We start from the raw sequence: 11,675 nt of genomic DNA, 5'->3' as shown, positions 1-11,675 counted from the left end.
AACCCGATACCTGTAAACCGGTAGGGTTCGTGATCTATTCGTTATTTATGGTGGAATGGCGTACGGTCCTGCTGGCGGGAGCGCCACGCCGGGCAGGTCCAGGCGATGTGGCCCGCGGTCCTGGAGGCCGTCAAGAACAAGCGCCGCTTCACCTGGATCCTGCTCAGCCAGAACGCCCAGGTGGCCGGGTTCGACGGCACCACCCTCCAGCTCGGCTTCCCCAACGCCGGGGCCCGCGACAACTTCGCGAGCAGCGGCAGCGAGGACGTCCTCAAGCAGGTCCTGTCCGAGCAGTTCCAGGTCAGCTGGCGGATCGAGGCCGTGGTGGGCGGCGGTCAGCCCGCCCCCGTCTCCACCTCCTACTCCGCCCCGCCGCCCTCGTACGCGCCCCAGGCCCCCGCGCAGCCCCCGGCGCGGCCGCCGCAGCCCGCGGCCCCCACGTACCCGCCGCAGCAGCAGGCTCCGGCGCAGCACCAGCAGCAGCCCCCGGCCGCGTCCGCGCCCGTACCGGCGCGCGAGCCCGTACGCCCCGAGGACGACGTACCGGAAGAGGACGACCCGGACCTCGTGGACAGCGCGCTGACCGGACACGAGCTGATCGTGCGCGAGCTGGGAGCCACCGTGGTGGAGGAATATACGAACGACTAGGGGGCGCTCTTTGGGTGGCCGCACGAAAGCCGTCCGCGCGGGCGGGCTAGGCTGCACCCGTGAAGGTCCTTGTCATCGGCGGCGGCGCCCGCGAACACGCCCTGTGCCGCTCTCTGTCCCTCGACCCCGACGTCAGCGCGCTTTACTGCGCCCCCGGCAACGCCGGCATCGCCGAGGTGGCGGAGCTGCGCCCGGTGGACGCCCTCGACGGCGAAGCCGTGGCCCGGCTGGCCACCGAGCTGGGAGCGGGTCTGGTCGTCGTCGGCCCCGAGGCGCCCCTGGTCGCGGGTGTCGCCGACGCCGTGCGCGCGGTCGGCATCCCGGTCTTCGGCCCCTCCGCGCAGGCGGCGCAGCTCGAAGGATCCAAGGCCTTCGCCAAGGACGTGATGGCCGGGGCCGGTGTCCCCACCGCCCGTTCCTACGTCTGCACCACCCCCGACGAGGTCGACGAGGCCCTCGACGCCTTCGGCGCGCCGTACGTCGTCAAGGACGACGGGCTCGCGGCGGGCAAGGGCGTCGTGGTGACCGACGACCGCGCCGCCGCCCGCGCCCACGCGCTGGCCTGCGACCGGGTGGTCATCGAGGAGTTCCTCGACGGCCCCGAGGTCTCCCTCTTCGCCATCACCGACGGCGTCACCGTGCTGCCGCTCCAGCCCGCGCAGGACTTCAAGCGCGCGCTCGACGGCGACGAGGGCCCCAACACCGGCGGCATGGGCGCCTACTCGCCGCTGCCCTGGGCCGACCCCAAGCTCGTCGACGAGGTCATGGCGAGCGTGCTCCAGCCGACCGTGGACGAGCTGCGCCGCCGCGGTACCCCCTTCTCCGGACTGCTCTACGCCGGTCTCGCGATCACCTCGCGCGGCGTGCGGGTCATCGAGTTCAACGCGCGCTTCGGCGACCCCGAGACCCAGGTCGTCCTGGCCCGGCTGCGCACGCCGCTCGCGGGCGTCCTGCTGAACGCGGCCCGCGGCACGCTCGACACCGAGCCGCCGCTGTCCTGGCGCGCGGACGCGGCCGTCACGGTCGTCATCGCCTCGCACAACTACCCGGAGACCCCGCGCACCGGCGACCCGATCGAGGGCCTCGCGGACGTCGCGGCGCAGGACGCCCCCGACGCGTACGTGCTGCACGCGGGCACCCGCCGGGACGGCGACGCGGTCGTCAGCGCGGGCGGCCGCGTGCTGTCGGTGACGGCGACCGGTTCCGATCTGGCGCAGGCCCGGGAGAAGGCGTATAAGGCCGTCGCCCGGATCCGGCTGGCGGGCTCCCAGCACCGCACGGACATCGCGGCCAAGGCCGCCGAAGGCCGCTGACAGCGGCCCGAGAGCACGCACCGGCGGGGTCTTCCCCGCCCCACCTCGACGCGGGCCCGGAGCGCACCCTGTGCGCTCCGGGCCCGCGCGTGCGACTGCATCCGGCCGCGTTCGAACGCACCCAGCTTTACCCAAAGCCATTCCATCGGGTGATCGATGCCCCGTCCGCCTGACGCCCGCCCGCGCCCCAACTAGGGTGCGGCGCAAGCATTCCGGCACTTGGCCCACCGGCATTGCGATGTCAGTCGTGGGTGTCACAGTGAGGGAGTGACCAACACCGTCGCAGGGCAGAGGGGGTGACGTCCGGCCGTGTCCGGAACCGTATCGACCACAGAGGTGGGCGCGCAGTCCGCGCGCTCCCGCGCCTTGGCCGTGCTGCGCGTGCGCAGCAGGGTCATGGCCCTCGCACTGCTGCCCGCCGCTTTCGCGGTGGTCCTGGTGGCCGCGCGGATGACCGGGCGGCTGGCCGGTGAGTCCTGGGCCACCGCCACCCTCGTTCTGAGCGCCGTCGCGGCGCTCGTGCTGCTCGTCGCCGGTGTGTTCGGCGCCGTCGTGCTGCGGGCCGCCCCGGCCGTGACGCCGACGGTCGCGCTGGCGGAGGCGGCCGCGCCCGATCTCTACCGGATGGTGCGGGACCTGGCCGACCGGATGAAGGTGCCGGCGCCCTCCGCGATAGCCCTGACACCCGACTGCGACAGCTGGCTGGAGGACCGTACGCACGCCGCGCACCGCAAGCGGGGCGCGGCGGCCGGTGCGCGGGAGGCTCCGGAAACGGCGCCCGGCGCGGCTCCGGTCCTGGTGATCGGTTCGCCGTTCCTGTGGTGGATGCGCGTCGCCGAGCTGCGGGCGGTCCTCGCCCCGGTCGTCGCCGGCACGGGACCCTCGGCGCACCCCGACATAGCCGACGCCCGCCGCTTCGTGCGCGGGCTGGACGCGGCCGCCGACGTCGGCAACCGGCCCGGCCTCGGCTGGATCGGCCGCACGGCCCGGCTGCTGCTGCGGCTGTGCCGGACGGACGCGGCCGAGATGGAGCGCGGGGTGGCCGCGGCCGCCTCGGACCGTGCACAGGATGTGGACTACGGGCTGCGCATCGTCGCGCAGGAGCAGGTCGGCCTGGCCTACGCGGGCTGGGACCGGCTGCTGACCCGGGTCGCGCTGCCCGCCTGGCGGATGGGCCGCTGGCCCGCGCACCTCGACACCGGGGTGGTCCGCGCGCTCACCGAGCTGTCCCGGCGCGACCGGCTGGCCGAGGGGTTCACCTCCCGGCTGGGCGAGCGCCCCGCGTGCGATCTGCTGGAGCAGCCCGGGGTGGTCGACGAGGCGGCCTCGCTGCTGGCCGCGCGGCTCTTCCACGGCGGTCCGGCCGAAGTGGGCCCGGACTGGTCGCCGGTCGAGTGGGCGGCGTATCCGGAGGAGGTCGTCGACCGCAAGTGGCGTACGGAGGCGGCCCGGCTGCACCGCTCGCTCGACCTCCTCGCCGGGGCCGCGCCGCAGGGCGTGGTGACCGGGGACGCGGTGAGCGGCCCGACGCTGGAGCGGGTGCTGCGGTATCTCGCCTCCGGCGGGGCCGACGACACCGCCGCGGACACGCTGGCCGGACGGCTCAGCGGGGACGTGGCGCGCGAGGAGCGGGCGGTGGCCGAGCGGGCCGGCGTCGGCTCCGGCGCGGGAGCCGGAGCGGCGAAGGCGCGCGGCGCCGACACGGTGCCGCTGTTCCCGCTGCAGGCCCCGCGCAGCGGCCGGGACCTGCTGGCCGACCACGTCATGGCGATGGTGTGCTGCGCGGCCGTGGACTCGGCGGGCGGTGCGCCGGGCCTGGACTGGCTGGACGGGCCGGTGCTGCTGGTCGCCGGGACGCGCTGCGCGGACCTGGCGCCGCCGGTGCTGGCGCTGGTGGAGGACGGCGACCCCGCGCCGCTGCGCGGATGGCTCGCGGACCTCGGGGTCCGGCCGGAGAAGCCGGTCCGGCTGGTCTGAGCCGGCCGGCCGGGGCGCGCCGCGCGCTCGCCGCCCCCGCGCCCGAGTCGGCGCGCCCGCGCCCGCCTCCCGCCGCGCGCCGCCCGCCACGCCGTGCTCCTCCCCGCGCGCCCCGGGCCCCGGGAGGGGGCGTGCGGGTCGCACAGGTAACCGGATGTGAATGTTCCGGTCACGTCAATTCGCGACGAACGGTGACGGAGTGCGTGCGTTATGTGATGTGCTGGGACCGGTCGTGGACATGGACCGCGGCACGGCGGGGCATGCGCGTTCGGGGGAGCGAGGGAGGGGAGCGGTATGGGTGCGGACCAGATCCGGCGATGGGAGTCAGGTGCGCTCGCGCACGCGGTGACCGATCCCTTCGGCCAGGGCCCGCTGCCCTGGTTCCGGGGCAGCGAGACGTACTTCGACGACACCGGCCAGGTCGTGCCCTGGTACGTCGATCCGTCCCTGGCCCCCGGCCAGATCCCGCCCGCCCGCACCAGCGGCCCCCGCACCGCCGACGACGTGCACCGCCAGATCAAGGGCTTCGCCTCCACCGGAGCCGTCGCCCCCGGCGAGGCCATCGACTTCCGCATCACCGTGGACCCGCCCCAGCAGTTCTCGGTCGACATCTACCGGATCGGCCACTACGGCGGCGACGGCGCCTCGAAGATCCACTCGAGTCCACGGCTGTCGGGCATCGTCCAGCCCGCCCCCCTCACCGCCGACCGCACCGTCTCCTGCCACCACTGGTGGCTGTCCTGGCGGCTCCAGGTCCCCTCGTACTGGAACCTCGGCGCGTACGTCGCCGTCCTCACCACCGACGACGGCTACCGCTCCCACATCCCCTTCACGGTCCGCGACGACCACCCCGCCGACCTGCTGCTGCTCCTGCCCGACATCACCTGGCAGGCCTACAACCTCTACCCGGAGGACGGCCACACGGGCGCCAGCCTCTACCACGCCTGGGACGAGGAGGGCCGCCTGCTGGGCGAGGAGGACGCGGCCATCACCGTCTCCTACGACCGCCCCTACGCGGGCGCGGGCCTGCCCCTGCACGTCGGGCACGCCTACGACTTCATCCGCTGGGCCGAGCGCTACGGCTACGACCTGGCCTACGCCGACACCGGCGACCTGCACGCGGGCCGCGTCGACCCGACCCGCTACCGCGGCCTGGTCTTCCCCGGCCACGATGAGTACTGGACGACCCCCATGCGCCGGACCGTGGAGCGCGCCCGCGACCACGGCACCTCGCTGGTCTTCCTCTCCGCCAACACCATGTACTGGCAGGTCGAGCTGTCCCCGTCGCCGTCCGGCACCCCCGACCGGCTGCTGACCTGCCGAAAACGCCGCGGCCCAGGCCGCCCCGCCCTCTGGCGCGAGGTCGACCGGCCGGAACAGCAGCTGCTGGGCATCCAGTACGCCGGCCGCGTCCCCGAACCCGCGCCCCTGATCGTGCGCAACGCCACCCACTGGCTCTGGGACTCCACCGGGGCCGCGGAGAACGACGAGCTGCCCGGCCTGGTCGCGGGCGAGGCCGACCGCTACTTCCCGCGCACCCAGCTGCCCGAGCACCAGGACCGGATCCTGCTCGCGCACTCTCCGTACGACGACACCGAGGGCCACCGGCGCCATCAGGAGACCTCCCTGTACCGCGCCCCGAGCGGCGCCCTCGTCTTCGCCTCCGGCACCTTCGCCTGGTCCCCCGCGCTCGACCGCCCCGGCCATGTCGACGAGCGGGTGCAGAAGGCCACGGCCAATCTCCTCGACCGGATCTGCAAGCGGGACTGACGCGCGGCCCGGCCGGGACCGGGACCCCTGGGGCGGGGGCACGGGACCCGATGCGGGAGAATGGCCGTGCGCTCGTACAGAACCACAGGGAGACCCCGTGTCCGGATTCGTCGAAAAGCCCGAGCCGGTTCAGGTGCCGGGCCTCGTCCACCTCCACACCGGCAAGGTGCGCGACCTCTACCGCGACGGGGACGACAACCTCGTCATGGTCGCGAGCGACCGGATGTCCGCCTTCGACTGGGTGCTGCCCACCGAGATCCCGGACAAGGGCCGCGTCCTGACGCAGCTGTCCCTGTGGTGGTTCGACCAGCTCGCGGACATCACCCCGAACCACGTGATCAGCACCGAGCTGCCCGTCGGCGCCCCCGCCGACTGGGCCGGCCGCACCCTGATCTGCCAGAACCTCGACATGGTCGCCATCGAGTGCGTCGCCCGCGGCTACCTCACCGGCTCCGGCCTGGCCGAGTACCGGCAGACCCGGACCGTCTGTGGGCTGGCGCTCCCCGAGGGTCTGGAGGACGGCTCCGAGCTGCCCGCCCCGATCTTCACCCCGGCCGCCAAGGCCGAGGTCGGCGAGCACGACGAGAACGTCTCCTACGAGGAGGTCGCGCGCACCACCGGCCCCGAGACGGCGGCGCTGCTGCGCCAGGCCACCCTCGCCGTGTACGGGCGGGCCCGCGACATCGCCCGGGAGCGCGGGATCATCCTCGCGGACACCAAGTTCGAGTTCGGATTCGCCAAGGACGGCGTCCTGGTCGCCGCCGACGAGGTGCTGACCCCGGACTCCTCCCGCTTCTGGCCCGCCGACCTGTGGCAGCCGGGCCGGGCCCAGCCCTCCTTCGACAAGCAGTACGTCCGCGACTGGCTGGCCTCCCCGGCCTCCGGCTGGGACCGCCACGGCGAGCTTCCGCCGCCGCCGCTGCCGCAGGACGTCGTGGAGCGGACCCGCGCCAAGTACATCGAGGCGTACGAGCGCCTCACCGGCCAGACCTGGAAGAGCTGGACCTGAGCCGCGCGTCCGGGGCCCGCGTCGCGCGACACGGGCCCCGGACGGCCTCGGGCCACCACGGCCCGGCCCCCCGCCCGGCCCCGGACACACGAAGAAGCCCCCGGTCATGGACCGGGGGCTTCTTCCTTACAGAGCGGACAACGCGACTCGAACGCGCGACATCCACCTTGGCAAGGTGGTGCTCTACCAACTGAGCTATGTCCGCAGGCGCCGTAAGGCGAGACCTACTATACCCAACCCCGGGCGCGTGCGAGACGCACTGCCGTGTGCCGGTTCTCGGCGCCCAGCTTCGCCGCCGCCGACGACAGGTAGTTGCGCACGGTGCCCTGCGACAGGGAGGCCCGCTCCGCGATCTCCGCGACCGGCGCCCCGTCCGCCGCGAACTCCAGCACCTCGGCCTCCCGCGCGGTCAGCGGGGAGTCCCCCGCGCTGATCGCGTCGGCCGCCAACTCCGGGTCCACGTACCGCCCTCCGGCGTGCACGGTCCGGATGATCTCGGCCAGCCGCTGCGCCGACACCGTCTTGGGCGCGAAGGCCCGGACCCCCGCGGCCAGCGCCCTCTTCAGGTGCCCCGGGCGCCCGTGACTGGTCACGATCATCGTCCGGCAGCCGGGGAGTTCGGCCCGCAGCGATGTGGCCACGCTCACACCGTCCGCCCCCGGCATCTGGAGGTCCAGCACCGCCACGTCGGGGCGGTGCGCCCGCGCCATGGCGAGCGCCTCCGGGCCCGTGGCCGCCTCGGCGACCACGAGGAGGTCGTCCTCCAGCCCCAGCAGCGCGGCCAGCGCGCCCCGGATCAGGTGCTCGTCGTCGGCGAGCAGCACCCGTACGGGACTCCCCGCACCGCCGGCCGCCACGCCGCCCGCCACTCCCGCGTCTCCTCCGGTCACGTCCGTGCCTCCTCGTGCGCGATCTCCACCCGCAGCCGCTGCCCGGGCACCTCGGCCCGCAGCCGGAACACGCCCGGCGCGGCCGTATCCGGCGTACCTCCCGCCGGGACGGTCCCCGCCTCCAGCGAGCCGCCCAGCGCCGCCAGCCGCTCCCGCAGCCCGGCGAGCCCCGAACCCGGCGGCCCGGCCGGATGCGGCGGCGCTCCGTCGTTCTCGACGAGCAGCACCACCGCCCCCGCGTCCCCGCCCGCCAGCCGGATCACGCACTCCCGGGCGTCCCCGTGCCGCAGGACGTTGGTCGTCGCCTCGCGCACCACCCAGCCCAGGGCGGACTGCACCGCCGCGGGCAGCTTCCGCCGCTCCAGCAGCTCCACCCGGCAGTCGATCCCGGCGGCGCTCAGCACCCCGCGCGCCCCCTCCAGCTCCACCCCGAGGTCGGCCTCGCGGTAACCCCGCACCACGTCCCGCACCTCCCGCTGCGATTCCCGCGCGATCCGCTGCACCTCGACCATCTGGTCCACCGCCTCCGGGCGCCCGCGCCGCGCCAGCTGGACCGCCAGCTCGCTCTTGAGCGCGATCACCGCCAGGTTGCGGCCCATCACGTCGTGCAGGTCGCGGCCGAAGCGCAGCCGCTCCTCGGCGACCGCGAGCCGCGCCCGCACCTCCCGCGCGCGGTCCAGCTCCCACACGGTGGTCAGCAGCCATGCCGAGAAGCCGTAGGTGAAGGAGAGGAACAGACTGCTGATCAGCACCCCGATCAGGTATCCCAGCGCCTGCAGGCCCGACTGGCCCAGCGCGAGCGCCATCAGCGCCGTACCGGCCGCGGCGACCGGAGGCCCGTACCGCCTGCGCGGCGACTCCAGCGCGATCGTCAGCGCCCCGACGCCGAAGCAGAGCATTCCGACCACCGTCGTCGCGGCGAGCGCCTCCTCGAGCACGGCGGGATCCGTCGAGAGGGCGAGCGGGACGAGGGCCACGACGGCGCTGGCCGCGGCGGTCGCGAGCGCGAGGCGCCGCGGGCGCGGGCGCCGGTCGAGCACCCAGTCCAGCGCACGCGAGGTGAGCACCCCGCACAGCACGGCGTGCGCGCAGACCAGCAGGCAGACGGCCAGGCGCGCCGCTCCGGCGCCCTCGGCCGACAGGAGCGGGAGCAGCCCGACCGACAGGATCTCCACGAGTACGAAGAAGTGGAACGACCAGCGCGTGTACAGCTCGACCTTGGCCGCGCTGCCGCGGTCCTTCCACCACCCCGTCAGCCTGGACACAGCCGGTTCCCCCCGATCCGTCTAACGTCGCGGTTCCCAGCGGAACCACCGCCGGACAGCAAACACCGTGAGCGCGATCCAGGCCAGCGTGGTCGCGGCGGGTACGAGCAACTCCGCGTCCCCGCCGAGCCAGCCCGCCCGCACCAGGGCCATCACCCCGCTCAGCGGCAGCAGTTCGGCGGCCCGGGCGAGAGCGTCCGGCAGCGAGTCCACCGGTACGAACAGCCCGGATCCGATCACCGAGGCCAGGAACAGCGGGAGCGTGGTCAGGCCCGCGCTCTCCACATTGCGGGTGAACGCGCTGGTGAGCGCGGCGAGTCCGGCCAGCAGCAGGATCCCGGCGAGGACGCCCAGGGCGAGCACCGCCGGGTTCTGCGGGCCGCGCACGTGCAGGACGGCCGCCCCGGCCACCGCCAGGCCGGCGATCTGGGCCAGCGCCAGTACGGCGGCGGGCAGCGCGGTCCCGGCCAGGATCTCCAGGTCGCCCGCCTCGCCGGTGCGCAGCCGTTTGAGGACGAGTTCCTCGCGCCGGGCGACGTACGCCGAGACCAGGTTCATGTAGACGACCATCAGCAGCACCATCCCGATGCCGCCGGTCAGCGTGGCTTCCGCCAGGCCCGCCGCGCCGTTCGAGCTGAGCGTGAAGCGCAGGGAGAGCACCATCACCACCGGCATCAGCAGCGCCACGGACAGCGCGGCCCGGTTGCGGACCAGAAGGGTGATCTCGGAGCGGGCGAGGGCGGCCAGCCGCCGGGGCCGCAGGTCCGGGACGCGCGCGCTGTTCAGGGCAGTCATCGGGCACCCGCCATCTCGTCGTCGCGGTCGGCCGCCCGGCGGCTCCGGGCGATCTCCAGGAAGGCCTCCTCCAGCGAGGCGGACCGGGCGTCGAGCCCGCCCAGCTCCACCGCCGCCTCGTCGGCCCAGCGCAGCAGCTCGCCGAGCGCGGACTGGAGCCGCTCGGTACGGATCTCCACCCGCCGCCCGTCGGCGGCGGCCCGCAGCGACAGCGGCAGCCGGGCCGCCGCCACCCCGGCGGGCAGCGTGAACCGGATCCGGGCCGGCCGGGTCGCGGTCACCTCGGCCGGGGTCCCGGACAGGACGAGCTCCCCCTCGTGCAGGATCGCCAGCCGGTCCGCCAGCGCCTCGGCCTCCTCCAGGTAGTGCGTGGTCAGCAGCACCGTGGTGCCCTCGTCCCGCAGCGCCCGGACCAACGCCCAGGTGTCCTGTCGCCCTTCGGGGTCCATGCCGGTGGTCGGCTCGTCGAGGAAGAGCACCTCGGGCCGCCCGAGCAGGGCCAGCGCCAGATCGAGCCGCCGCCGCTCCCCGCCGGACAGCTGCTTGACCCGTACGTCCGCCCGCGCCCCGAGCCGGACCAGCTCCAGCACCTCCGCGCCCGGGCGGGCGCCGCTGGTGACCCCGGACCACATCCGGACGGTCTCCGCGACGGACAGGTCGGAGGGGAACCCGCCCTCCTGGAGCATCACCCCGGTGCGCGGGCGCACGGCGGCCCGCTGCCGGAAGGGGTCGAGCCCGAAGACCCGGACCCGGCCGCCGCTCGGAGCGGCCAGCCCCTCCAGCAGCTCGACGGTGGAGGTCTTCCCGGCGCCGTTCGTCCCCAGAAGGGCGAAGACCTCGCCCCGGGTGACGGAGAAGGAGATGCCGCGCACGGCCTCGAACCCGCCGGAGTAGCCGCGGCGCAGCTCCGCGGCTTCGATCACTGTCCGCTCGGTGTCAGTCATGACTCCAGACTCCGGCCGGTTCCGGGAGCGGGTCAGTGCGCGCTGTCACCGCGTCCGATGACATATGTCAGGGCCGCGCACCGCGGGAGGGAAGGCGAGAGGGAACGGGGGAGGGAACGCGGAAGGCCCCAGTCGATGACTGGGGCCTTCCGGTGAAACTCTTGGAACAAGAGCGGACGACGAGACTCGAACTCGCGACATCCACCTTGGCAAGGTGGTGCTCTACCAACTGAGCTACGTCCGCAAACTCGCAAAGATCGCTTCCTCGTAGGAAGCCACCAAGCGGTCGCGAGCATCACTCTACCCGATCCACCACAGTGGTCGGTAAAGCGTGCAGAGCGGGTGACAGGAATTGCACACTGCGCCTTCCTCCTGGAAGGAGGATGTTCTGCTACTGAACTACACCCGCACGACCTTCGGGGCTTTGACCTGCGGTCTGGCCCCTCGGCGTGATCCACACACTAGCCGATCCCTGGGGGTGGATGGCAAATCGAGGGTCAGTGAGCGGCGTTGTACGCCTCGTAGACCTTCTTGGGGATGCGGCCGCGGGGCGGCACGTCGAGCTGGTTGGAGCGCGCCCAGGCGCGGACGACCGCCGGGTCGGGAGCGATCGCCGTGTGCTTGAAGGTCTTCCCGGAGCGGGACTGCCGGCGGCCTGCGGCCACGTAAGGAGCCAGACCCTTCCGGAGCTTCTTTGCGTTGGCGACATTGAGGTCGATCTCGTACGACTTACCGTCCAGAGCGAAGACGACCGTTTCCGCCGCTTCTCCGCCGTCGATGTCGTCGGAGATCGTGACTACTACGCGCTGCGCCACGTATATCGGTCCCTTCGTGCGGCACCAGCACGGGGTGACGTGCGGTGATGCCGACTGTGTGGATGCTTCGGAGCAATGCTTCTTTCCCCCGTTTTTGCGGGGGATTCCTTTGTACAGTGAATGACGTTGTATAGCGAAGCCCAGTTAATTCTCTCCGCGTGTCCCGCCGCAATCCCGGGTGCGTGTTTTTCCGGTGGATTTTGCGAAGCGTTGGTGAAGTCGAAACCCCGCGCCCGAGGCCCCCGCCCG

Annotated in this window: 9 protein-coding genes, 3 tRNA genes and 1 pseudogene; 5 read left to right on the top strand and 8 right to left on the bottom strand. The window is 73.6% G+C overall.

Annotation, left to right across the window (positions count from 1 at the left end; all coding sequences use genetic code 11):
* Nucleotides 1-87: 87 nt before the first annotated feature.
* The 5 genes and pseudogenes from ABT084_RS26975 to ABT084_RS26955 form a co-directional block, all read left to right on the top strand.
* Nucleotides 88-648 (top strand): annotated as a pseudogene (locus tag ABT084_RS26975) (DNA polymerase III subunit gamma and tau); the annotation flags it as partial.
* Nucleotides 649-707: 59 nt separating this feature from the next.
* A complete protein-coding gene (gene purD / locus ABT084_RS26970; RefSeq protein WP_351048911.1) occupies nt 708-1,961 on the top strand; it encodes a phosphoribosylamine--glycine ligase in 1,254 nt (417 codons plus the stop codon).
* Nucleotides 1,962-2,270: 309 nt separating this feature from the next.
* Nucleotides 2,271-3,938 carry a hypothetical protein gene (locus ABT084_RS26965; protein WP_351048908.1) on the top strand — a complete coding sequence of 556 codons (1,668 nt, stop codon included), beginning with the start codon at nt 2,271-2,273 and terminating at the stop codon, nt 3,936-3,938.
* Nucleotides 3,939-4,232: 294 nt separating this feature from the next.
* Complete coding sequence (locus tag ABT084_RS26960) at nt 4,233-5,708, top strand: N,N-dimethylformamidase beta subunit family domain-containing protein (RefSeq protein ID WP_351048905.1); 1,476 nt, start codon at nt 4,233-4,235, stop codon at nt 5,706-5,708.
* A gap of 97 nt (nt 5,709-5,805) precedes the next feature.
* Entirely contained in the window at nt 5,806-6,717 is a 912-nt protein-coding gene (locus ABT084_RS26955) for a phosphoribosylaminoimidazolesuccinocarboxamide synthase (RefSeq protein ID WP_351048903.1), read from the top strand.
* A 132-nt stretch (nt 6,718-6,849) separates the two neighbouring features.
* Here ABT084_RS26955 and ABT084_RS26950 read toward each other — a convergent pair.
* The 8 genes from ABT084_RS26950 to ABT084_RS26915 form a co-directional block, all read right to left on the bottom strand.
* Nucleotides 6,850-6,922, bottom strand: a tRNA-Gly gene (locus ABT084_RS26950).
* A gap of 22 nt (nt 6,923-6,944) precedes the next feature.
* Nucleotides 6,945-7,574 carry a response regulator gene (locus ABT084_RS26945; RefSeq protein WP_502969208.1) on the bottom strand — a complete coding sequence of 210 codons (630 nt, stop codon included), beginning with the start codon at nt 7,572-7,574 and terminating at the stop codon, nt 6,945-6,947.
* A gap of 29 nt (nt 7,575-7,603) precedes the next feature.
* Nucleotides 7,604-8,872, bottom strand: coding sequence for a sensor histidine kinase (locus ABT084_RS26940; protein ID WP_351048896.1), 1,269 nt, complete (start codon nt 8,870-8,872; stop codon nt 7,604-7,606).
* Between the two features lie 21 nt (nt 8,873-8,893).
* Nucleotides 8,894-9,667 (bottom strand): ABC transporter permease, encoded by a 774-nt coding sequence (locus ABT084_RS26935; protein WP_351048893.1) that lies wholly within the window; start codon nt 9,665-9,667, stop codon nt 8,894-8,896.
* The gene (locus tag ABT084_RS26930; RefSeq protein WP_351048890.1) at nt 9,664-10,611 is read right to left on the bottom strand and encodes an ABC transporter ATP-binding protein; all 948 of its coding nucleotides are present in this window, start codon (nt 10,609-10,611) and stop codon (nt 9,664-9,666) included. Before ABT084_RS26930 ends, ABT084_RS26935 begins: the two co-directional genes overlap by 4 nt.
* 171 nt (nt 10,612-10,782) lie before the next feature.
* Nucleotides 10,783-10,855, bottom strand: a tRNA-Gly gene (locus ABT084_RS26925).
* 93 nt (nt 10,856-10,948) lie between these two features.
* A tRNA-Gly gene (locus ABT084_RS26920) sits at nt 10,949-11,020 on the bottom strand.
* A gap of 88 nt (nt 11,021-11,108) precedes the next feature.
* A complete protein-coding gene (locus ABT084_RS26915) occupies nt 11,109-11,426 on the bottom strand; it encodes a histone-like nucleoid-structuring protein Lsr2 (protein WP_351048887.1) in 318 nt (105 codons plus the stop codon).
* Nucleotides 11,427-11,675: the final 249 nt, after the last annotated feature.

The sequence above is a fragment of the Streptomyces sp. NPDC002138 genome (assembly GCF_040296485.1).
GTDB lineage: Bacteria > Actinomycetota > Actinomycetes > Streptomycetales > Streptomycetaceae > Streptomyces.
Note: the sequence above shows the minus strand (reverse complement) of the source record. Positions and strands in the feature narration are given on the sequence as shown.

Bases quoted from the DNA above. Each gene is read 5' to 3' on its own strand.
- ABT084_RS26960 (WP_351048905.1), top strand. From the start codon at position 4,233: ATGGGTGCGGACCAGATCCGGCGATGGGAGTCAGGTGCGCTCGCGCAC.
- ABT084_RS26935 (WP_351048893.1), bottom strand. From the start codon at position 9,667: ATGACTGCCCTGAACAGCGCGCGCGTCCCGGACCTGCGGCCCCGGCGG.
- ABT084_RS26930 (WP_351048890.1), bottom strand. From the start codon at position 10,611: ATGACTGACACCGAGCGGACAGTGATCGAAGCCGCGGAGCTGCGCCGC.